Here is a 22,358-nt window from a genome sequence, read left to right as displayed (position 1 = left end):
ATTGGCGCAGCGCCTTTATATGCATGAGATGACAGTGATTCTTGAATGTCCAGATGAGACTGCCCTGCGTGACGTGGGGGCACGTGTTGCCCGATTGCTCCAGGCAGGGGACGTGATCGCCCTTTTTGGGGATCTTGGCGCCGGAAAAACCACATTCTCCCGCGGACTTATCGCGGACTATAGTGGGACGATGGATGTACCAAGCCCGACTTATACGCTCGTTCAGCTGTATGATTCCGGGCCTCTCCCGATCTGGCATTTCGATCTCTACCGTCTGAAATCGCCTGACGAACTGGTCGAGCTTGGCTGGGACGAGACGCCGGACGGCATTGCCCTTGTCGAGTGGCCGGACCGGGCAGGGAGCCACCTGCCGGAATGGCGCCTCGACGTGACCATCGATTTCCTTGGGGAAGGCCGGCGTGTGACACTGGAACCGCGCGGCGAAGGCTGGCAGACACGTCTCCATGGGTTTTGACGAAGCAGGCCGCGCGGCGGACATGAACGCCTTTCTGACCCGCGCAGGCTGGGATGATGCGGCGCGTTTCCCGCTCGGGCAGGATGCGTCGACCAGGCGATATATCCGCCTCGTAAGGCCGGATGGCACGCGGGCGATGCTGATGGACGCCCCGAACGTTGAAGACAGCGCCTGCCCGCCGGACGCTGATGAAGCGACGCGTATCGCCATGGGCTGGAATGCCTCGACGCGCCTCGCTGCATCCCGGGTAGATGCCTTCGTCCTGATCGCGTCCTATCTGCGCCATCGCGGCTTCCGGGCACCGGAAATCATCGCGCATGACAGCGCGCACGGCTTCGCCCTGATTGAGGATTTCGGGGAGAACCTCGAAATTGCCCGCCAGATCGAGGCAGGCAACGTCGACGAGCTCACCGCTTATGTCACATCTGCGGATATCCTTGCGGACCTGCACCGCGAAGATGCTCCCAGCACTTTGTCGAACGGCGCCGACGTCTGGCCGATCCTCGATTTCGACCGGCTGGCGCTCGTCTCAAATGCTGATCTCTATGCCGACTGGCTGCGGGCCGAGCGAGGCGACGGGGCTTTGGAAGGGGCTGAACGGGAAGAATGGGAAAAGGTGCGCGACCAGCTGATCGCGCAGGCGATGGAGTTTCCAAGGACTTTCACGCTGCGGGACTTCCACGCTGAAAACCTGCTCTGGCTCGGCAATGGCGAAGTCGGCCTGCTTGACTTCCAGGACGCCGTGCGTGGTTGGGATGCCTGGGACATGGCGATGCTGACACAGGATGCCCGCCGGGCCGTTTCACCGGAGGCAGCCGAAGCAGCGATCCGCCACTATCTGGATCAGACCGGTAAATCGCGCGAAGCTTTCGACGAGCGTCTGGCCGTGATCGGCGCGCTGAATGCCCTGCGCATCGCAGGTGTCTTCTCCCGCCTCCAGCACCGCGATGGCAAGCCGCGTTATGGCCTCTTTCAGCCGCGCCAGCTGGCCATCCTCGCCCGAAATCTGTCACATCCGGCGCTTAAGGACTTGAACGCCTTCGTGCGGCGGACGACCCCATTTGTTTTCGAGGGCTTCTGAATGAGCGTACCAGTTCCGCACACCGCCATGGTGCTCGCTGCCGGTCTTGGCACGCGCATGCGGCCCCTGACGGTCGACTGTCCTAAGCCGCTGATCGAAGTACGCGGCAAGGCACTGATCGACCGGATGCTGGATCCGCTGGCCGCCGCAGGCGTGAAGCGCGCTATCGTCAACGTTCACTATCTGGCAGACCAGGTGGAAGCGTACCTGAATGATCGCACCGATATCGAGATCATCATCTCGGACGAGCGCGGCGAAGTGCTTGAGACAGGCGGCGCGCTGGCCAAGGCCCGGCCGCTTCTGGGAGACGACCCGATCCTCGTTGCCAATACGGACGCGTTCTGGGAACCATCCGGCGCCGAACCGATTCAGGCCTTGGCGGAAGCATTTGACCCATCGGCTATGGATGCGCTTCTGCTGGTCGCTGACACAGGGCGCACACTGGGTTTCGGCGGGCCGGGCGATTTCTTCCGCCACGAAGATGGTGCCATGACCCGGCGCGGCGACGCATCCAGCGCGCCTTATGCCTATTGCGGCCTTCGCATGATCCGGCCTCAGCTCTACGACAACGAACCGATCGAGCGCTTTACGGCGCTTCGTGTCTGGGCCCCGCTGATCGAGCAGAAGCGCCTGCATGGTGTCGTGCTTGACCGGTTCTGGCTTCATGTCGGCGATCCTCAGGCGCTGAAGGACGCCGAAATGTGGCTGGCCTGCCATGGCGGATAGTGACGGATTGTTCTCCGGCGCTTCCCGCGTTTACACGATTCCTCCGGGAACAGACTTCCTGCGGGCGCTGGCAAATACGCTAGCGGATGAAGCGGGGCTCAAGGACAATCCCGAAGCGCTGGCGGATGCCATTATCTATGTCCCCAACCGGCGTTCGGCGCGCGTGCTGGCACGCGTGCTCTACGATGCGAGCGGTGAAAAGCCGATCCTGCCGCCGGACATCCGCACGCTAGGCGACATTGAGGCAGACGAAGCGCCATCGGTAGATGCTGCCCGTTCCGGTCTTCCGCCTGCGATGTCTGCCGCCCGCCGTCTCGGTGCGCTGACACATCTGGTGCAGGCGTTCTACGAGAACGCTTATGGCATCACCCCTCCCGCGGCATCGGCGCTGGCTGCCGCGCAGGAGCTGAGCCGCCTGATGGAGCAGGCCGCGCTCAGTGAGCATGTGGACTGGTCCAGCTTGCCGGACCTCGCGGACTCGGCTGAACTGGCTCAGCACTGGGAACAGTCGGTCAAATTCCTGAAGATCATATCCGAGAGCTGGCCGGACTGGCTGGCCGAGAACGGCGAGAGTGATCCTTTCCTGCGCGATATCGCGGCCGCTCGGATCATGGTGAAACGCTGGGAGGAAGCCCCCCCAGCGGCGCCGGTGCTGATCGCAGGTTCGACCGGTGCGACACCTGCCGGCCGTATCCTGATGAAGGTGGCCATGAGTTTGCCGAAAGGGCTCGTCGTGCTGCCGGGCCTCGACATGCATGCTGATGAGGACGCCCGCGCGGTGATCGCCGACTCGGTCAGCCACCCGCAGCACATCCTGTTCGATACATTACGGGACCTGAATGTCTCACCCGCCGACGTCGGCATCTGGCCCGGCACTGACGGCGCCCGGAAAGCCGAAGCCCGCCGCCGCATGATCCATGAGGCACTGGCACCGGCAGAGTCGACGGCCGACTGGCGCCGAACGCTCGACACGCTGGCCGCCGCCCTCGGTACAGAGAAAGAAGACTTCGCCCTTTCGGCGTTGGACGGCTTGACCGTCATCGAAGCGCCGGACGATGCGGTTGAGGCAGAGACAGCCGCCCTGTTGTTACGCCACGTGATGGAGCACCCGGGGGAGACGGCTGCGCTGGTGACACCCGATGCGACGCTTGCGCGGCGGGTCAGCGGCGTGCTGAAACGCTGGGGTCTGAATGTGCCGCCGTCCTCCGGCAGCCCGCTTGGCCAGACCACCGCAGGAAGCCTGATTGGCCTCTGTGCCCGCTGGGTGCTGGATCCAGCGGAGCCTGTGATACTGAGTGCGGTGCTGAAGCATCCCTTCGTGCGCGGCTTCGAAGGCGCCGATACGCTTGATCGCTATTTCCTGCGCGGGGCGCGCAATTGGCGATCTCTGTATGATCTGCTCTATTCCATCCGGACCCGGAATGAGTTGGATCCGTATGCCGGTTTCTCCGACGAGGATCAGACGATTGCCGAAAGATTGGTCGAACAGATCCTCGCGGCTTTTGAGGAGACAGGTGCAGACCTGTCCGGTCAGGCACCCATGTCGGGTCGCAAGATCGCCGAACGCATCGCAGCACTGGCCGCGCGCGTCAGCCAGACGCCATTCCCCTGGGCCGGGGAAGACGGCCGCTCCGCCACGACCATGATGGAACATGTTGCCGAGCTTGCCGATTATCTCGCGCCGATGCCTCCGCACGCCTTCTCTGAACTGATCGAGGCCGATGCTGCGCAGCGCACGGTCAGTGCCGGGGTCTCCGAACATCCGCGCCTCGCCATTTGGGGCCCGCTGGAAGCACGTCTCCAGTCTGCCAGCCACATCATCCTGGCAGGCCTGAACGAGGATGTCTGGCCGCAGCGCCCGCCGGCCGATGCCTTCCTGCCGCGCCGGTTCCGCAAGGATCTTGGAATCAGTGACCCCGAAGACCGGGTCGGCCTGTCAGCACATGACTTCGCGCAGCTTGCCTGCGCGCCGAAGGTCACGATGCTGCATTCGCTCCGCCGCAACGATGCGCCTGCCGTCGCCTCGCGCTGGGTCTGGCGGCTGAAAACGCTGGCCGAAGGTGCGCTTGGCGGTGCGGCGAAAGATGCTCTGTCGCCGGATGGAGATAATCCGCTCGAATGGGCGCTCGCTCTGCGCGACCGTGGCACGAACACGCTGGACAAGGATTTTCCGGTCGAGCCCAAGCCGCGCCGCCGCCCGGAAGGCTGGCCGCAGAGATTGTCCGTTACGCGGATCGATACGCTGCAGCGAGATCCCTATGCGATCTGGGCCGAACAGGTCCTGAAGCTCGTAACGGTCGATCCGATGAATGCCGAGCTTGGCCCAGCCCCGCGTGGCACGGCGATCCACAAGGCTTTGGAAGATTTCGAGGAAGATGGCGCCCCAAAGACAGCCATGCATCTCGTTTCTCTGCTTTTGCAAAATTTGTCAGCCGCAGGGGAGCCGGACGCTGTGCTCGCAGCTCGCCGGGCCGTTCTGGGGCAGATGTCGGACTGGTATCTCGGTTGGCGGGCGGCGCGCCGGGTCGATGGCAAGCCGAAGCTGGAAGTCAAAGGCCGCCTCGATTTCGATATCAAGGGCGCACCTTTCACACTATCCGCGATGGCCGACCGGATCGAAAGACAACCCGACGGCAGCCTGATCGTAATCGATTTCAAGACAGGCAATCCGCCCTCGGACAAGGAGATCGCCACCGAGCTCAGCCAGCAGATGCCGCTACAGGCACTGATCGCGGGCAAGGGCGGTTATGAAGGCATTCCCGCCGCCAATGTGTCCAGTCTCGAATATGTGGCGTTCAAGGCGAAACCAAATGCGCGCGTGATCGGCCAAAGCCGCGCCCTGCAGGCAACGCCGGATGAACTCGCTAAGACAGCCGAAGAGGGGCTCTTGCGCCTGATCGCCGCCTATCGCGAAGACGACTCGGCTTTCCTGTCCGCCCCGCGTGTCCAGTTCGTGAAATACGACAATGGGTACAACCGCCTCGCCCGCCGGGCCGAGTGGGCAGGCGACACGGAAGACGGGGGCGGCGATGAGTGACATCGTGACACCGCCGGATACGGAGGACTTCCGCAAGGCCGTCCAGGTGCAGGCCCGCTCGGCCGACCCGATGCATTCGGCCTTCGTTATGGCCAATGCCGGTTCCGGCAAGACCAAGGTGCTGATCGACCGTGTCGCGCGTCTTCTGCTGCGGCGGCCGGATGGGCGCCTGGGCGCGAAGCCTGATTCCATCCTCTGCATCACCTACACCAAAGCTGCAGCGAGCGAGATGCTTTCGCGTCTCTTCAAGACGCTCGGCCAATGGTCGGTGATGGAAGATGACCCGCTGCGGAAGAAGCTCGCGCAGCTGCAGGGCCGTAAGATCAGCGACTACAACGCCGAAGACCTTCAGGTCGCCCGGGCCTTGTTCGCGAATGCGCTTGAGACACCGGGCGGCCTGCGCATCGAAACCATCCACGCCTTCTGCGCCCGCGTCTTGCGGCGCTTCCCGCTGGAGGCCGGCGTCTTCCCCGGCTTCACGGAAATCGAGGAAGATGAAGCCTTCGCGCTGTGGAATGAGGCACGCAGCGAAGCGGTGATGGCCGCGCAGGAGAACATGCCTGACCTGCTGGACCTTCTGGCCCTCGAAGGCGGGCATGAAGGCGCAATGCTGGCGCTCGACACGCTGCGCAGCATCGGCACGACCGTCCTGCGCTTCGCTGAGCACCATGACGGAGACCTCGACAGGATGGACGACGTCCTGCGCGACCGCTTGAAGGCGCCGGAGGCATCGGTCACCGAGTTGCTGGAGCTCGCCATGGGTGAGGCGCTTCCGGTGGCAGATATCCGTACGGTGGCTGAACTCCTGCTGACAGGCGCCAAAACCGACGTTACGACAGGCGAGAAGCTGATGGCTGTGCTCGCCGCACAGGATGCGGGCGAGCGCTGGGCAATCTACCGGTCTGTCTTCCGCACCGCGAGCGGCGACCTCCGGGCGTCAAATCCGTACACGAAAGGCATGGCTGACGCCCTTCCGATGGTCGCCAGCTTGTTCCAGATGAAGGACGGCTTCGGCGAGGAAACGCACCGGATGTTGAAACTGGAGGACCGGCTGAATCGGGCCGCCGCCTTCGCACGCACCTCCGCCATGATCCGCGTTGGCCTTCCGGCTCTGGAGCGTTACCGCGCCCTGAAACGGGCCCGCGCCGCGCTCGACTTCGACGACCTGATCGAACACACCCGTATCCTTCTGACCGCGACGGGCATGTCCGACTGGGTGCTCTACAAGCTGGATGGTGGCCTCTCGCATCTGCTGCTCGACGAGGCGCAGGATACGAGCCCCACACAGTGGGAACTGGTCGATGCGCTGACCGGGGAGTTCGACGCCGGTCAGGGGATCGAGCGGGCGCAGGACCCGCGTACCCTGTTCGTTGTCGGCGACGAGAAACAGTCGATTTATTCCTTCCAGGGCGCCGATCCATCTCAGCTGCTCAAGCAGTACCACCAGTTCCTGTCCCGCAATTCGGACCTTTTGAAAGAGACAATGGAAATGTCCTTCCGGTCAGGGCCGGAAGTGCTGGAATATGTCGACACGGTCTGGAACGAAGCGCCGCCCATTCCGAATGCACCGGCGGAGATGTCAGCGGAAGAAAGCAATCTCGTCCATCACGTTTCCTGGCGGTCGGACCAACACGGCTCCATTGAACTCTGGCCCATCCCACCGAAGGAAGAAGAGACCGACGAAGACGCATGGGCGCGTCCGGTCAACGCCATGCGGTCGTCCTCGCCAAAGGCACGTCTGGCCACCGATGTGGCCAAAGCCGTTCGGGCGATGATCGACGCGGGCAAAAGCGTCTGGGCCGATACGGGGGAGGGCTGGGTACAGCGCCCGGTCCGGCCGGAAGATATTCTGATCCTCGTGCGCGGGCGTACAGGTGGTCTCTTTGATGCGATGATCGGTGCCCTGAAGGCGCAGGGACTGCCTGTGGCTGGCGCCGACCGGCTGAAGTTGGGCGATCATATCGGTGTGCAGGACTGCCTGAACCTGATGCGCTTTGCTGCGCTCCCGGAGCGGGACCTGACGCTGGCTGAAATCCTGCGCGGACCGTTCCTCGGCCTCGTGGATGATGACCGCTACCTGTTCGATCTGGCGAGCGGCCGACGGCGAGGCGAAACGCTCTGGCAGCGCGTGCAGGCCAGCACCAATGCTGACGTGCAGGTCGCAGCAGGCTTCCTGAAAGGCCTGATCACCAACGCGCATCTGCCGCCATTCGACTTCCTTACCGCTGTGCTGGACGTTCCGCAGGCAGATGGACAGACAGGCTGGGAAAAGCTGAATGCCCGCCTTGGTCATCCGGCGCGCGATCCGGTCGAGGCGCTGGTCGCCGAAGCCATCGCTTTCGACTCGACCGAGCCCGCCTCGCTGCAATGCTTCATCGCGCGCATGGAGGCGGGAGAGGTGGAGATCAAGCGGGATCTTGCTGCGCCGGAACGGGAAATCCGCGTCATGACCGTCCACGGCGCCAAGGGCCTGCAGGCGCCGGTCGTCATCCTGCCGGATACAACCAGCGCGCCGAAGCCTTCCGGCGGCAGCATCCATGAGATCGACGGCGTGCCCGTCTGGTCGCCGCGCAAGGACGGAGAACTGGCGGAAGTGACGGCCGCTCGCGCACTGGCCGATGCGCGCGCCGAGGAAGAACACCGCCGCTTACTGTACGTGGCGCTGACCCGGGCACAGGACCGGCTCATCATTGCGGGCCATTGGTATGGCGGCCAGAAGGGCGGCGGCTATCACGACCGGTCCTGGTACTCGCTCTGCTTGAACGCGATGGACAAGCTCGTCCCGGCCGAGGGTGAGGCGCGCGATGAAATCCGGTGGTTCGGCGTGGCGCCGAAGACGGTGCCAAAGGGAGGTCAGAGGGACGAAGCGAAAGCAGGGTATCCGGATTGGGCGCTGAAGCAGGTGGAAGACACGCCCGTTGCCGCCCGCCGAAAATTCAGTGCGCCGACCAGCCTGCTCGGCCGGGATATGCCAGTCATGGCGCCGTTTGGGGAAGGGCGTGAGGCCCGCCTGAAGCGCGGCCGTCTGATCCACGCCCTGCTGCAATACCTGCCGGATGTTCCGGAAGCTGACCGCGAGGCCGTGGGGCGTCATTTCCTTGCTCGGGATGCCTCGCTGGAGGAAGGCGAGCGCCAAGAGATGCTATCCGCCGCGCTTTGCATGCTGCAGGATCCAGCCATGGCCGGCGTCTTCGCCCCCGGCGGACGAGCCGAAGCGGCGATCATCGGCAGCTCGGAAAAGCATCTGCCGGAAGGCGTGGTGATCAATGGCCGGGTCGACCGGCTGGTGGTCTCCGACAAGGAAGTCCTCATCGTCGATTTCAAGACGGACCAGCCCGCGCCGGATACGCCGGAAGGCGTCGGGGAGAGCTATATGCTGCAGATGGCGGCTTATTGGGCGGTGCTGCGAGAGGCCTGGCCGGACCGAACGGTGCGGGCCGCGCTCTGTTGGACAGACGGGCCAAAACTCATGCCGCTGCCGGAAGACATGCTTTTAGCCGCGCTAAAGCGTGCTGGCAGCGAGGTTTGACTTGTGCCGGGAGTCCCTATTTAGCAGTCTGTTGAACTGAATTATGAGGAGCTCGCCATGGCCGCGATTGATGTAACAGACGACGAGTTTGATGGTGTCATTGCCAATTCTGATGTCCCCGTCGTTGTGGATTTCTGGGCCGAATGGTGCGGTCCGTGCAAGCAGATGTCTCCGCATCTGGAGGCCGTCGCCGAGGAAATGGCCGGCAAGGTCAAAGTCGCCAAGATCAATGTCGACGAAAACCCGATGACCGGCTCGAAATACGGCGTGCGCGGTATGCCGACGCTGATGATCTTCAAGGATGGCAAGGTGGCTGCCACGCATCTCGGTGCGATGAGCAAGCAGGCCATCGCCGAATGGATCAAACAGTCGGCCTGATCCGTCAGGCTGGCTCGCTGGTCAGCGCCAGGAATACGTCTTCAAGGTCGGGGGTCTCGGTGACGAGGTCCCCGATTCCGATTCCGGCCTGGCGAACCTGTTCCAGCAGGCGGCCGATTCCGGTCTCGCTGGTCCGGAACGTGATTTCCAGCTCACCCGACTCGCGGAGCTTTGCATCGAGCGCCGTCAGGGCGTCTGGTACCTCAGTCAGCGGTTCCCTCGGGCTGATGACCAGCGTCTTGTAATCGAGGCGCGACAGAAGCTGAGATGTGGGCTCGCAGGCGACGATTTCGCCGTGGTTCACAATGGCGATGGAATCGCAGAGCTCTTCGGCTTCTTCGAGATAGTGAGTTGTCAGGATGATCGTGGTGCCGCGCTCATGCAGCTCGCGCACATAGGTCCACATTGAGCGGCGCAGTTCCACGTCCACGCCGGCCGTCGGCTCGTCGAGGATCAGGACAGGCGGATTGTGGACGAGGGCCTTGGCGACCATCAGGCGCCGTTTCATGCCGCCGGACAGCTGTCGCACATAGGCGTCTTTCTTGTCGTCGAGGCCAACGGCGGCAAGGATTTCATCTGTCAGGCGCTCACCTTTCGGGACACCGTAAAAGCCGGCCATCAGCTCCAGCATTTCAAACGGGGTGAAGAAAGGGTCTGCGACGATTTCCTGGTTCACAACGCCAATGGCGGCGCGGCTCTGGCGGGGGTGCTGGTCGATGTCCAGGCCCCAGATGCGCGCCGTGCCAGAGGTCTTGTTTACCAGGCCCGCCAGAATGTTGATGAAGGTCGACTTGCCCGCCCCGTTCGGCCCCAGCAGGCCGAAGATGGATCCGCGCGGAATTTTCAGGCTGATTCCCTTCAGGGCATGCTTTTCCGGCATCCGGCCGGAGGCCGCGTACACTTTCTGGAGGTTATCGACTTCAATTGCATATTCCGGGGCGGAGTTTTGGTCAGTCATCCAGTCCTTCTTTCCCTGCGGCATGGCGGTGCTTGCGCGGCACTCTGGTGCGCTCTAGGTAGGGCCGTAAGACCCGGTGAACAAGCCGGGGCCAACTTACAGGACTGAATAGGCGGCCCAATGCCCTCCAAGCGCGATGTATTCGACCCACCGGAAGTCGTGATGGTCACAAGTCACAAGGTCTCCTGCAATGGCGGCGGCGGCGCTCTTGGCCATCCGCGCGTCTGGTACGAGATGGGCGATGAAGACTTTGTCGAGTGCAAATACTGCGACCGCCGCTTCGTCCTGATCGGCGGCAAGGAAGACCCCGGCCGGGGTCGCTGATTCTCCCTGAACACGGAGCCGGCTGATCATGCACGTTCTTGTCGTCGGCGGTGGAATCGGGGGGCTGACAGCCGCCCTGGCGCTTGAGAAGCGCGGCCACACCGTCACCGTTACGGAACAGTCCGGCGTTATCAGCGAAGTGGGCGCAGGCCTGCAGCTCAGCCCCAATGCCATGAAAGTGCTGAACGCCCTGGGCGTAGGGGCCCGGGTGATGACCGATGCGTTCCGCCCGCAGGCCGCCGAGATGCGCTGGGGGCGTAGCGGCGCAAAGATCTTCTCGATCCCGCTGCGCAAGGCCGCCACGAATCGCTGGGGCGCCGAATACATCCACGTCCACCGGGCAGACCTGATCGAAGCCTTGCGTGCAGAACTGGTCGCGCGGGCGCCGGATGCGCTGATCCTCGGGCAGAGGCTGGAGCGCTACGAAAACCGGGGCGACAAGATCGCGGCTTATTTTGCCGGTGGCGCTGTGATCGAGGCCGACCTGCTTGTTGGGGCTGACGGCATCCATTCAGCTGTGCGTGACCAGATGCTGGGTCCGGACAAGCCGGAATTCACCGGCTGCGTTGCCTGGCGCGCGACGGCGCCTGTGACGGCGCTTGGCGATCATGCCCCGCCACCTACTGCAAGCGTCTGGGCCGGTCCGCGCCGGCATGCGGTGACCTATCTGCTGCGCCGGGGTAGTCTCGCAAACTTCGTCGGTGTTGTGGAACACAAGACGCCCGGGGATGAATCCTGGAGCGCCACCGGGGCGAAGGAACAGGCGCTGAAGGATTTCAAACGCTGGCATCCGTCCGTCACCGCGATCATCGAAGCGGCTGACTCCATGAACCGCTGGGCGCTGTACGGGCGCAAACCGTTGCCCAAGTGGAGCGATGGCCGAGCTACATTGCTGGGCGATGCGTGCCACCCGATGTTGCCCTTCCTGGCGCAGGGGGCAGCGATGGCGATCGAGGATGCCTGGGCGATCGCCGCGTGTCTTGCGGCTGAAGACGATGTTTCGGCTGCCCTCGCGAGCTATGAAGCCCGGCGCAAACCGCGGGTGACCCGCGTGCAGGAAGGGGCCCGGGCCAATTCCAAGCTCTATCACCGCGGAAATCCGATCACGCGTCTCGGATCCTACGTGCCCATGGCCATGGCGGCGCGGGCTGCCCCCGGATTTGTCCGCTCGCGTCTCGACTGGATCTACTCCTACGACGAAACGTCTCTTTAGATTTTCACTGGTTATCCTTGCCCTGGAAGTGACCTAAGGGCAGGAAGGTCGACCCCGCTCAACCGAACTGGTGAAAAATGCTTTCAATCCTAGACCTTTTCCGCGTCGGAATCGGCCCCTCCAGCTCCCACACGGTCGGCCCGATCCGGATCGCGAACCGGTTTCTGGCAAACCTTGCCGAGGGAATGGGCCCTGTCGCGCGGATCGAAGTCGAGCTGCAGGGCTCGCTCGCATTGACCGGGGCAGGGCACGCGACGCCAAAAGCTGTCATGCTCGGCCTGCTTGGTTTCGAGCCGGAAACCCTGGACCCAGACGCGGCAGACCGGGACGTTGAATCACTTGAGGCTTCGCGCCAGCTTCCTTTGCCGGGCGGGCGCAGCATCGCCTTCGAACCCGCAACAGACATCGTATTTGCCTATGATGTCCTCCCGGTGCTCCACCCCAATGGCATGCGCCTCCGCGCCTTCGGGGCGAGTGGTGAGGTTCTTTCCGACGAGACCTGGTACTCCACAGGCGGCGGGTTCATCGCGACGGAGCGCCAGCTTCAGCGGCCGGTGGAGGATGATATCCTGCCGGTCGGCCCGTCCGTGCCGCGCCCGTTTGGTTCTGCGGCTGAATTGCTGGCCCTGTGCGCCGAAAATCACTCCAGCATCGCCGAGATCATCCTCACCAATGAAGACGCGATGCGCCCGCGAGCCGAGACTGAAGCCGCCCTCGACCGGATTGCTGACGTCATGCTCGCCTGCGTGGAGCGGGGGCTGACCCGCGAGGGCACATTGCCGGGCGGGCTGAATGTGCGCCGCCGTGCGCCGGACCTATGGAAGAAGCTGCAGAATGCTCCGCAATCGAACGAACGTGAGCAGTTGTTCGACTGGCTGAATGTCTACGCCATGGCGGTGAATGAAGAGAACGCAAGCGGCGGGCAGGTCGTCACTGCGCCGACCAATGGCGCCGCCGGGATCATTCCGGCCGTCATCCGTCACTATTGTGCCGATGCAGAGGACAAGACCGAGCGTTTGCGCCGGTTCCTGCTCACAGCAGGAGGGGTCGGATTGCTCTACAAACAAAGAGCGTCGATCTCCGGGGCAGAGATGGGGTGCCAAGGCGAAGTGGGCGTCGCCTGCTCCATGGCCGCAGCTGGGCTGGCCGCGGTCTGGGGCGCTAATCCGCAACAGGTCTGCAATGCGGCAGAGATTGCAATGGAGCACAATCTGGGCCTGACCTGCGACCCGGTCGGCGGCCTCGTCCAGATCCCCTGTATCGAACGCAACGCCATCGGCGCCGTGAAGGCCGCCAATGCGGCCCGCCTCGCGCTCCACTCTGTGGATCAGGCGCGTGTGTCGCTCGATCAGGTGATCGAGACCATGCGCCAGACCGGCATGGACATGTCCTCCAAATACAAGGAAACATCGCAGGGCGGCCTTGCCGTGAACGTAATCGAATGTTGAGCGTTCTGTCCTGGAGTTGATTGCCAAGACGCCACTGGGAGAGCCGCATGGCCACGGTCAATAATCTGTCTTCGCTGCTGCACAGCCTTGAGACGAATACCGAAGGCGACACGGTCACCGTGCGGGCCATGCTGAACGCTGTGGGGCGGCGCTCCTACGGGCCGATCCTGTTATTGCTTGGTTTCCTGGCGCTGAGCCCGCTCACCATTATCCCGGGCGCAACCTGGTTGGTCGGGATCATCACGCTCCTGATTGCCGGGCAGATCCTGATCGGGCGGGCGTTCCCGTGGATTCCATCGCGGTTCCTGAAGATCGAATTCCCACGTGAGGCGCTTTTGCAGGGCATCAAACTGGCTGACCCTTATGTCTGTCAGGTCGACCGTTTCCTGAAACCGCGGCTCGCTTTCCTGACCTCACCATTGTTCGCGCCTTTCGTGGCGCTGATCTGTATCGCAGCCGCCATCCTGACGATTCCATTGGGATTGGTGCCATTCGGGCCGGTGCTGCCGGGGCTGACGGTCTTCCTGTTCGGCCTGGCATTGACGGCGCGCGACGGCTTCGTCCTGATCCTCGCTGCATTGGGGTTGGCCGGGGCGTGTTGGCTGCTTTTCCGCCTCTGGGCGCGGATTTCCGGCGCGTTCGCTTGACGCCGGGTACGGCCTTTTTGACTTGAGATGGCTGGGTTACGCTTGCGCAAACGTAAGGCGAGGAAGCCATGTCGGAGATCAAATCCTATCTCGGCTGGAAGGTGGATTACCTGAATCCCCCCGGTGAGCCGGCCTTTGCCGGTCCGGACTCCGTCTCGTGGCAAGTATTCAAGAATCCGATCGCGCTCGCCATTGGCGGCGTGGCCGCGGTGCTTCTGGAATTCGCCGATGCCCGCATCCGCTCCGGCGTCTGGGACCATTCGGTTTTCAAGACCGATCCGATCGGCCGCTCCAAGCGCACCGGCATTGCCGCCATGGTCGGCGTCTACGGACCGCAGAACGCCGCCCGCCGCGTCATCCAGGGCGTCACCAACATGCATGCCCGCGTCGAGGGGCAGACCCCGTCCGGCGAGCATTACAAGGCGCTCGATGTCGAACTGCTCGACTGGGTCAGCGCGACGGCGAGCTTCGGTTTTCTGACCGCCTATGATCGCTTCGTGAAGCCGGTCTCCGAGGCCGACAAGAAGCGCTTTTTCGAAGAGGGCGTGCCCGTCGCACGGCTTTATGGCGTGCAGAACCCGATCCGGTCGCTGGAAGACTTCGATGCGATGATGCAAAAGCTGCTGCCGCGCTTTGAGCCGCATCCGATCAATACCGAATTCCTCGACATTATGTGTTCCGGCCGCGCGGCGCCGGGCGTGCCGAAAGGCCTGCAGAGCGCACTCGTTCATGCGGCGGTGGCCATCCTGCCGAGGGCGGTTCGTGAACGGCTGGAACTCGGCCCCGAATACGACCTTCACTGGAAGGGTGAGATGACGGTGAAACTGATGGGGAAGACCGCTGAGCGGATCCCCGACCCGTCTTCCCCCGCTGCCCATGCCAGCGAACGCCTCGGCCTGCCACGGTCATTCCTGTGGAAGAGTGATGCCGAGCGCGCCCGCCTCCTTGAGGCCGCCGCGCACCAGGCGTCTGTCCCAGCAGAATAGGTTGAGTAACTGATGGATCTTGCCTTCAAGCCCGATGAGGAAGCCTTCCGAGAAGAAGTGCGGGATTTCCTTGCTGACAATCTGACTGAAGACCTCCGCCGCTATGCCTCGCGCATGACCAGCGTCTATGCCGAGAAGGAGATCGGCCTCGCCTGGCAGAAAATCCTTGTCGAACAGGGTTGGGCAGCGCCGTCCTGGCCGGTGGAATATGGCGGCTGCGACTGGAACCTTGCGCAGCACTATATCTTTGATGTCGAGATGGCCCACGCTGGCGCTCCGCCGCTGTCACCCATGGGCATCGGCATGTGCGGCCCGGCCCTGATCGGCCACGGATCGAAAGCGCAGAAGGATTATTACCTCCCACGCATCCTGTCGGGAGAGGATTTCTGGTGCCAGGGTTATTCGGAACCGCATGCAGGCTCCGACCTTGCCGCCCTGACCATGTCGGCGGTCGAAGACGGGGACGATTTCATCTGCAACGGGCAGAAGATCTGGACCACGCATGGCCATGTCGCCAATATGTGCTTCTGCCTTGTACGGACGGATTCTTCCGGCAAGCTGCAGCAGGGCATCACCTTTATCCTGATCGACATGAACTCACCCGGCGTGCGGGTCGACCCAATCGTCATGACTTCGGGCGAGCATATCCAGAACTCGCTCTTCTTCACCGATGTCCGTGTGCCGAAGAAAAACGTGGTCGGCGAAGTCAATAATGGCTGGACGGTTGCGAAATATCTCCTCGAATTCGAGCGGGGCGGGAATGCCTATGGCCCGCGCCTGATCGCCCGGCTGGAGGCGCTGCGCCGTCATGCAGCAGAGCAAGGCCTGCTGACGGCGGATTTTGCCCGCAAGATCAGCCTCGCCGAGGCAGATGCCATGGCGCTCGAAGCGGCGGAAATGCAGCTGATGGCAGAGCTTGCAGGTGGCGGCACGCCGGGGCTCAAAGGCTCAATGATGAAGATCCGCGGTACGGAGCTCAGCCAGCACATCACGGAACTCTCCATCGAACTGGCAGGTGTCTACGTCCAGCCCTTCCAGCCGCACCATACCAGCCCGGGCGGGCCGGTGACGACCGCGCCGCCATCGAATGCACCACTGGTCGGCCCGGAAAGCGCGGTGACCTCGTCGGCGAAATATTTCAACGACCGGGCAGGCTCGATCTATGCCGGGTCCAATGAGATCCAGCGTAACATTCTCGCCAAAGGGCAGCTGCGGCTGTAGGACCTGACCAGATGATTACGCTCTACGAACACCCGCTCTCTCCCTATGCCCAGAAGGTGAAGATCGCCCTGCGTGAGAAGGGCGTACCGTTTGAGGTGGCGATGCCGGAAGGCATCGGGGCAGGTTCCACGGGTGGGGCGTTTGCCGAGGCGGCGCCGCGCCGCGAAGTGCCTGCGCTGATCGACGGGGATGTGTCCCTGTTCGATTCCACGATCATCCTCGAATATATCGAAGACAAATGGCCGGAGCCATCGCTCTTCCCGGCCGATCCGGCCGAGCGGGCAAAGTGCCGGATGATCGAAGACGTGATGGACACCCATTTCGAGGCGATCAGCTGGGGGCTTGGTGAGCTGCACCATTTCAAGCGCGGCAACGAAGCGACACGCGCGAAGATCGAACAGAACGCCGCCCGCCAGATCGCCGGCTTCATGGCGTGGCTGTCCGGCCAGCTCGGCGATGCGGAATGGTTCAGCGGCGACAAGTTCGGCTGGGCGGACCTCAGCGTCGCACCCTATCTCAATGGCATTGCCGGCTTCGGATACACGCCGAAGGCAGGCTCGGCGCTCGCTGCCTGGCTCACCCGGGTGAACGAACGCGACAGTGTGCGTGAGGCTGCCGAACAGGCGCGCGCCTCGATCAGCGGCATGCAGGCCGTCAGCGCGGCGGTAGAGGCCGGGCTGTTCCGCCGCCACTATCGCGACCACAGGCTCGAATGGATGATCCGCTCCGGCGGCATGGACATTGTCCGTGACGGAATGGAACGCAACACGATCCGCTTTACGGATCACTGGGACAATTAAACATCAACATGGCCGCCGGTTGCGGCTCAAGGAGGAACACAATGGCAATCAAGACACGCTTCACCGAGGAGTTCGGGATCGAGCATCCGATCGCTCAGGGCGGCATGCAATGGGTCGGCTATGCTGAAATGGTCGCCCCGGTCGCGAATGCAGGCGGCCTCGGCTTCCTGACGGCGCTGACGCAGCCGACGCCGGAAGACCTGGCGAAGGAAATCGCCCGCACCAAGGAAATGACGGACAAGCCGTTCGGCGTGAACCTGACCATCCTGCCGGCCATCAAGCCTCCGCCGTATGCGGAATACCGCGACGCCATCATTCAGGGCGGCGTGAAGATTGTCGAAACCGCAGGCTACAAGCCGCAGGAACATATCGACCATTTCAAGCAGCACGGCATCAAGATCATCCATAAATGTACCGCTGTACGCCACGCGCTGTCGGCAGAGCGGATGGGCGCTGACGCCATCTCCATCGACGGCTTCGAATGTGCCGGCCACCCGGGCGAGGACGATATCCCGGGCCTGATCCTGATCCCGGCTGCTGCCGACAAAGTGAAAGTTCCGATGCTGGCTTCCGGCGGCTTCGGCGACGGCCGCGGCCTTGCGGCGGCACTGGCGCTGGGCGCCGACGGCATCAATATGGGCACGCGTTTCTGCGTCACGAAAGAGGCGCCGATCAACGAAGCGTTCAAGCGCCAGATGGTCGAGAATGACGAGCGCGCCACTAATCTCATCTTCCGTACGCTGCACAACACGGCGCGCGTGATGAAGAATGCTGTCTCCGATGAGGTGGTTGCCATCGAGCGCAAGGGCGGCGCCAAGTTCGAGGATGTCCAGCACCTCGTTGCCGGTGTCCGCGGCCGCAAGGCCATGGATGAAGGCGACACGGATGGCGGCATCTGGTCGGCCGGCATGATCCAGGGCCTGATCCACGACATTCCGAGCGTCGAGGAACTGATCGACCGGATCGTCGCTGACGCCGAGAAGATCATCAAAGGCCGTCTCGAGTCGATGATCAAATAAGCGGGGAGGGTCATATGGCTTACGAGCAGGTGCTTCTTGAGAAGGATGGCCCTGCGGCCATCATTACCCTCAACCGTCCGGAAAAACTGAACGCGTTCACGAACCAGCTTGGCCGGGAACTCGCCGACGCAATCCGCGCCTGTGATGCCGATGATGACGTTCGCGGCATCATCATCACGGGCGCGGGCCGGCACTTCTGCGCGGGTGCAGACATTTCCGATGGCGCAGACGCCTTCGACACGAAGAGCGGAACAGGCGCGAAGAATTTCGGCACAACCGAACCCGGCAAGGACCGGGACGGGGCCGGCTTCATCGGGGCGATGTATGCCTGCCAGAAGCCGCTGATCGCGGCGTTCAACGGCGCGGCGGTCGGTGTCGGCATCACGATGGTGCTGCCGACGGACATCAAGATCGCGTCGGAAAAGGCGAAGTTCGGATTCGTCTTCGCGCAACGCGGCCTGCCGCCGGAAGCGGGTAGCGCCTGGTTCCTGCCGCAGCTGGTCGGCCTGCCTCAGGCGCTGCGTTGGTGCATGACGGGGCGGGTATTCGGGGCTGAGGAGGCGCTGGAAGGCGGCCTGATCAGCGAGATCCACCCGCCCGAGGAGCTTCTGCCCGCGGCCAAGCGAATCGTCGCCGAGATCGCGCAGAACACGGCGCCGGTCTCCGTCGCTCTTGTGCGTCAGTTGCTCTGGCGATTCGGGCCAACGGCGCATCCGTTCGATCTCCTGAAGGTCGATGGCAAATTCGCGCTCAGCCTCGGGTCTTCTCCAGACGTGAAGGAGGGGGTCACCGCCTTCCTCGAAAAGCGTCCCCCGGATTTTCCCGGCAAGGTCTCAGCCGACATGCCGAACGGGTATCCCTGGTGGAAATAGAGCCGGACTGAAAAACGGGCGTCCAAGGGCGCCCGTATATCGTCTGTTTATCGTGTATATATCGTATTCCTTATCGTGCCGGGGGCGCGATAAGAGCGTGTCCGATGGTCAGGGGAAGAGGTGGCTCCGCGAGTAGGACTCGAACCTACGACCGGGCGATTAACAGTCGCCTGCTCTACCAACTGAGCTATCGCGGAACAGCCGGAGAGGGGCTATTACCAGACCGCTCCACTGGTTCAAGCCCTCTGATGCTGAGAACAACATAATTCTTTCAGATCGCAGCTGAAAAACGCACAAAAAAAGGGCGGGAGACGTGTCTCCCGCCGAGGCGTTGGGTGATGGTGGGTGTCTCCAAGAGAAGACAGGGTTAACAATCTGCGGAATTGGTTAACACGATCTAAACGACTTGCCGAAAACTCGCATTTCTTCGTCAAGGATCGAAATTTTCTCCCGGCGCACGGAAGTGCCTGCGGAAAAACGGCATGAATACAGGGGATTCTGTCGATTGAGGAAGGTCTGGAGGCCCCGGCCGGAATCGAACCGGCGTACACGGATTTGCAATCCGCTGCGTCACCACTCCGCCACAGGGCCATGCCGGAAGCAGGCCTCCTAGCAACCTTCCGCGCGGCGTGCAATCTGCCGTTTTCATGCCTGTGCGCGTTTATCGCTGATTGCATGTCCGATGCTGCATGCTAAAGGGCTCCCAAGAGGAACATACGCACCCCGAAAGGCGAGAGCCCATGAACTTCGAAGCCGCCCGTGAAATCATGGTCGACAGCCAGATCCGCCCGAACGACGTGTCGGATCCGGAATTCGTACACGCTTTCCTGAACACGCCGCGAGAGGCTTTCGTCCCGGCCACCCGTAAACCGGTCGCTTACTCCGAACTCGAGATCGAAACCTCGGAGGGCCGCGCCCTCTGGACCCCGCGTGACACGGCGAAACTGCTGAAGGCGGCGGGTATCAAACCCACGGATATCGTCCTCGTGATCGGGGCCGGTGCAGGCTACGAAACGGCCCTGATAAGCCACCTGTCCGAAACGGTGATTGCGCTGGAAGAAACGTCCGAACTGGTCGACGCCATGTCTGACCGCTTCGCCTCGCTGGGCTTCGACCGCGCCGTTGCCGTCGAGGGCAAACTGGAAGAGGGGCTCCAGGATCAGGGTCCCTTCGACGTAATCTACGTTTGCGGCATGGTCGAAACAGTGCCGCAGGCCTGGAAGGACCAACTGGCTGAAGCCGGCCGCCTGGCAGTGGTGGAGTTCGAACAGGATGGGGTCGGCCGCGGTCGCGTCTACACCAAGGCAGGTGATACCGTGTCGTCACGCTACGCTTTCGACGCCTTCCCGCCGAAATTTGCACAGTTCGACCGCAAAAAGGCATTTGTGTTCTGATTTTCGGGGCGCTCGGCGCTATCGTTAACTCCCCGGAAAAGTGAACACTGTTCTCTGTAGCTGCTTGGCCTGTATAAGGGCGTGTAATTTTAATTACGGCATCTGAGGAGCCTCCCATGACCTTGAAGTTTCGTATCCTTGCGGGCAGCGCGCTTGCCGGCCTGCTGGTGACCGGCCATGCGTCGGCCGAGACGTTGGAGGATGCGGTCTCCTCGGCAATCCTCTCCAACCCCCAGCTGGAATCGCAGCGCGTCGAATCGGACATTGCGCGGGAAACGCTAGAGCAGGCCCGGTCAGGCGGCCGCACCACCGTGACGATCGGTGGATCGGCTGGGTACCAGTATACGGACACCAACTTTCCCTTCAGTGTCAGCAACGGCAATTCAGGCGCGTTCTCCTCGCAAGTCCAGGCGACCAAGCCGATCTATACCGGCGGACGCATCTCCGCCGGCATTCGTCAGGCCAAGGCCGGAATCAGCGCGGCAGATGCACAATATGATGCCGCTCAGCAGGACCTGATCCTGCAGGTTATCACGGCCTACATGGATGTTCGCCGAGACCGCGAGACGGTTTCTATCCGCGAGAACAATGTCGAAGTGTCGGCGGAACAGCTGCGTGCGGCCGAAGACCGTTTCGAAGTCGGCGTGGTGACGCGGACGGACGTGTCGCTTGCCCGCGCCAATTTTGAAGGCACACGCGCGTCGCTCGCAGGCGCCGAATCTGCCCTCGAGACGAGTCTTGCGAATTACTCTTTCCTGACCGGGCTCACGCCCGGTGACCTGGCGCCGCCGCCGCCGGTTCCACCGCTGCCGCAGTCTCTGGAAGAAGCGACCCGGCTGGGACTGGACGCCAATCCGGACATGATCGCCGCCCGCCATTCGGAACGCGCCGCCATGGAAGCGATTGAAGCCGCCAAGGCGCAGGGGCGCCCGAGCGTAAACCTCGTTGGCACCGCACAGACCCAGTACTCGACGTTCGAATCACGGAATGTGCAGCAATCGTCGGTTTCCGGCGTCGTGCAGGGATCGATCCCGATCGTTACCGGCGGACTGGTGAAGAGCCAGACTAAGGCCGCGCGGCTTCGCCGGGACCAGGCCCGCCGTCAGATCGATGCGCTGGATCGCTCCATCCGGGCTCAGGTCGCGTCCGCATGGTATGGCTATGACGCGACTCTGCGGGCTATCGAGGCGTCCAAGCGCCAGGTGGATGCAGCCGAAATCGCCTATGACGGCGCCAAGGAAGAGCTGTCCGTTGGTGTCCGTACGACGCTGGATGTCCTGAATCAGGAACAGCAACTGTTCGAGGCCCGCCTTGCGCTCGTTCAGGCTGAACGGGATGCCTATGTTGCTGCGCACCAGCTGCTTCGGGCGACTGGCCAGCTGACGCAACCATAGCTACCGGTCCTGAAAGAGGTTAACATTGTCAGGTCTTTGTTAACCCAATCGCCTTAGCGATCGTAAACAGAATCGACGACGTGAAAGCATATCAGGGGGCTCTGATGGCCAACGAAGCACATAAGGAACCGACGATGGAGGAAATCCTCGCGTCGATCCGTAAAATCATCTCTGACGACGCGGCGGCGCCTGCGTCGGCCCCTCAGCCGGAGCCTGAAATCGCCAATGACGAGGATGACGATGTCAGCCTCGAAGAGGTGATGTTCGACGAAGACATCCGCGAGGAATCCTTCGAAGCGGAAGCTGCGCCGGAAGAGGCGGTTGAGCTGGAGATGGAAGCATTCGAAATCGAGGACTTCGCCGAAGAAGAGGCGCCTGCCGCGGCGCCGGAACCAGCCCAGAGCTTCGAATCCCTGCTTAGCGCATCGCGTTCGGCTGAATATGACCCTGAGCCGGAGCCCGAGCCCGTTCCAGAGCCTGTTGCGGTTGCGCCAGCTCCCGTCGAACCCAAACCGGCACCTGCGCCTGCGCCTGTGGAGAAAACAATGTCTGCATCGCCCGCTTACGACAATTCCTCGCTGACCGACGATTCGACCGCGAACGCCGCTGCCGGCGCGCTCGGCAAGCTGATCTCCAAGATGGATCTTGGCGGCAACAACACGCTTGAAGCGCTCGTCCGTGAGATGCTGCGTCCGATGATCAAGGAGTGGCTCGACGCCAACCTTGCATCGATCGTCGAACAGAAAGTCGAGGCAGAGGTAGAGCGGATCTCCCGCATGGCGCGCTAGCCTCTCCCGCCAAATTGTTTATAGGGAAGGGCGCGCCGCCACCGGCGCGCCTTTTTCTTTTATCTGGA

19 protein-coding genes and 2 tRNA genes are annotated in these 22,358 nt (G+C 62.7%); 18 read left to right on the top strand and 3 right to left on the bottom strand.

The window, feature by feature from the left end; translation table 11 throughout:
* Positions 1–28: 28 nt before the first annotated feature.
* From tsaE to trxA, 6 genes are read left to right on the top strand one after another with little or no spacing between them, the layout of a single operon-like run.
* Complete coding sequence (tsaE, locus tag HY26_RS07750) at positions 29–475, top strand: tRNA (adenosine(37)-N6)-threonylcarbamoyltransferase complex ATPase subunit type 1 TsaE (RefSeq protein ID WP_051600161.1); 447 nt, start codon at positions 29–31, stop codon at positions 473–475.
* The gene (locus HY26_RS07745) at positions 465–1,556 is read left to right on the top strand and encodes an aminoglycoside phosphotransferase family protein (protein WP_112073304.1); all 1,092 of its coding nucleotides are present in this window, start codon (positions 465–467) and stop codon (positions 1,554–1,556) included. The genes tsaE and HY26_RS07745 overlap by 11 nt, the downstream gene beginning before the upstream one ends.
* Positions 1,557–2,282: a nucleotidyltransferase family protein gene (locus tag HY26_RS07740; RefSeq protein WP_112073303.1), complete on the top strand. Its 726-nt coding sequence runs from the start codon at positions 1,557–1,559 to the stop codon at positions 2,280–2,282. It abuts the gene before it with no gap.
* Positions 2,272–5,319: a double-strand break repair protein AddB gene (addB, locus tag HY26_RS07735; RefSeq protein WP_112073302.1), complete on the top strand. Its 3,048-nt coding sequence runs from the start codon at positions 2,272–2,274 to the stop codon at positions 5,317–5,319. Before HY26_RS07740 ends, addB begins: the two co-directional genes overlap by 11 nt.
* Positions 5,312–8,848 carry a double-strand break repair helicase AddA gene (gene addA / locus HY26_RS07730; RefSeq protein WP_158531448.1) on the top strand — a complete coding sequence of 1,179 codons (3,537 nt, stop codon included), beginning with the start codon at positions 5,312–5,314 and terminating at the stop codon, positions 8,846–8,848. The genes addB and addA overlap by 8 nt, the downstream gene beginning before the upstream one ends.
* A gap of 57 nt (positions 8,849–8,905) precedes the next feature.
* Complete coding sequence (trxA, locus tag HY26_RS07725; protein WP_034767758.1) at positions 8,906–9,226, top strand: thioredoxin; 321 nt, start codon at positions 8,906–8,908, stop codon at positions 9,224–9,226.
* Positions 9,227–9,230: 4 nt separating this feature from the next.
* On the opposite strand, the gene HY26_RS07720 is transcribed toward trxA, so the two are convergent.
* The gene (locus tag HY26_RS07720) at positions 9,231–10,184 is read right to left on the bottom strand and encodes an ABC transporter ATP-binding protein (RefSeq protein ID WP_112073322.1); all 954 of its coding nucleotides are present in this window, start codon (positions 10,182–10,184) and stop codon (positions 9,231–9,233) included.
* Positions 10,185–10,304: 120 nt separating this feature from the next.
* Between HY26_RS07720 and HY26_RS07715 the strand changes: the two genes are divergently transcribed.
* The 9 genes from HY26_RS07715 (at position 10,305) to HY26_RS07675 (ending at position 18,714) form a co-directional block, all read left to right on the top strand.
* A complete protein-coding gene (locus HY26_RS07715) occupies positions 10,305–10,508 on the top strand; it encodes a zinc-finger domain-containing protein (RefSeq protein WP_034767760.1) in 204 nt (67 codons plus the stop codon).
* A gap of 28 nt (positions 10,509–10,536) precedes the next feature.
* Positions 10,537–11,721, top strand: a complete 1,185-nt coding sequence (locus tag HY26_RS07710; RefSeq protein WP_112073300.1) for an FAD-dependent monooxygenase — start codon at positions 10,537–10,539, stop codon at positions 11,719–11,721.
* A 77-nt stretch (positions 11,722–11,798) separates the two neighbouring features.
* Positions 11,799–13,169 carry an L-serine ammonia-lyase gene (locus tag HY26_RS07705; protein ID WP_112073299.1) on the top strand — a complete coding sequence of 457 codons (1,371 nt, stop codon included), beginning with the start codon at positions 11,799–11,801 and terminating at the stop codon, positions 13,167–13,169.
* Between the two features lie 47 nt (positions 13,170–13,216).
* Entirely contained in the window at positions 13,217–13,816 is a 600-nt protein-coding gene (locus HY26_RS07700; RefSeq protein WP_112073298.1) for an exopolysaccharide biosynthesis protein, read from the top strand.
* A 68-nt stretch (positions 13,817–13,884) separates the two neighbouring features.
* Complete coding sequence (locus HY26_RS07695; protein ID WP_112073297.1) at positions 13,885–14,802, top strand: oxygenase MpaB family protein; 918 nt, start codon at positions 13,885–13,887, stop codon at positions 14,800–14,802.
* A 12-nt stretch (positions 14,803–14,814) separates the two neighbouring features.
* Positions 14,815–16,023, top strand: coding sequence for an acyl-CoA dehydrogenase family protein (locus HY26_RS07690; RefSeq protein ID WP_112073296.1), 1,209 nt, complete (start codon positions 14,815–14,817; stop codon positions 16,021–16,023).
* 11 nt (positions 16,024–16,034) lie between these two features.
* A complete protein-coding gene (locus HY26_RS07685; protein ID WP_112073295.1) occupies positions 16,035–16,823 on the top strand; it encodes a glutathione S-transferase family protein in 789 nt (262 codons plus the stop codon).
* A 41-nt stretch (positions 16,824–16,864) separates the two neighbouring features.
* Positions 16,865–17,842: a nitronate monooxygenase family protein gene (locus HY26_RS07680; RefSeq protein WP_034767774.1), complete on the top strand. Its 978-nt coding sequence runs from the start codon at positions 16,865–16,867 to the stop codon at positions 17,840–17,842.
* A 14-nt stretch (positions 17,843–17,856) separates the two neighbouring features.
* Positions 17,857–18,714 carry an enoyl-CoA hydratase-related protein gene (locus tag HY26_RS07675; protein ID WP_112073294.1) on the top strand — a complete coding sequence of 286 codons (858 nt, stop codon included), beginning with the start codon at positions 17,857–17,859 and terminating at the stop codon, positions 18,712–18,714.
* Between the two features lie 121 nt (positions 18,715–18,835).
* On the opposite strand, the gene HY26_RS07670 is transcribed toward HY26_RS07675, so the two are convergent.
* Positions 18,836–18,911: transfer RNA gene (locus HY26_RS07670), tRNA-Asn, on the bottom strand.
* A gap of 320 nt (positions 18,912–19,231) precedes the next feature.
* Positions 19,232–19,305 (bottom strand) — tRNA-Cys (locus HY26_RS07665).
* 149 nt (positions 19,306–19,454) lie between these two features.
* Between HY26_RS07665 and HY26_RS07660 the strand changes: the two genes are divergently transcribed.
* The 3 genes from HY26_RS07660 (at position 19,455) to HY26_RS07650 (ending at position 22,290) form a co-directional block, all read left to right on the top strand.
* Positions 19,455–20,108 (top strand): protein-L-isoaspartate O-methyltransferase, encoded by a 654-nt coding sequence (locus HY26_RS07660; RefSeq protein ID WP_034767778.1) that lies wholly within the window; start codon positions 19,455–19,457, stop codon positions 20,106–20,108.
* 116 nt (positions 20,109–20,224) lie between these two features.
* Positions 20,225–21,502 carry a TolC family outer membrane protein gene (locus HY26_RS07655; RefSeq protein ID WP_112073293.1) on the top strand — a complete coding sequence of 426 codons (1,278 nt, stop codon included), beginning with the start codon at positions 20,225–20,227 and terminating at the stop codon, positions 21,500–21,502.
* A 104-nt stretch (positions 21,503–21,606) separates the two neighbouring features.
* Positions 21,607–22,290 carry a PopZ family protein gene (locus HY26_RS07650; RefSeq protein WP_051600132.1) on the top strand — a complete coding sequence of 228 codons (684 nt, stop codon included), beginning with the start codon at positions 21,607–21,609 and terminating at the stop codon, positions 22,288–22,290.
* Positions 22,291–22,358: the final 68 nt, after the last annotated feature.

It is taken from the genome of Hyphomonas sp. GM-8P (genome assembly GCF_003263315.1).
Taxonomy (GTDB): domain Bacteria; phylum Pseudomonadota; class Alphaproteobacteria; order Caulobacterales; family Hyphomonadaceae; genus Hyphomonas.
The sequence above is the reverse complement of the archived record's forward strand: the minus strand, read 5'-3'. Positions and strand labels throughout refer to the sequence as shown.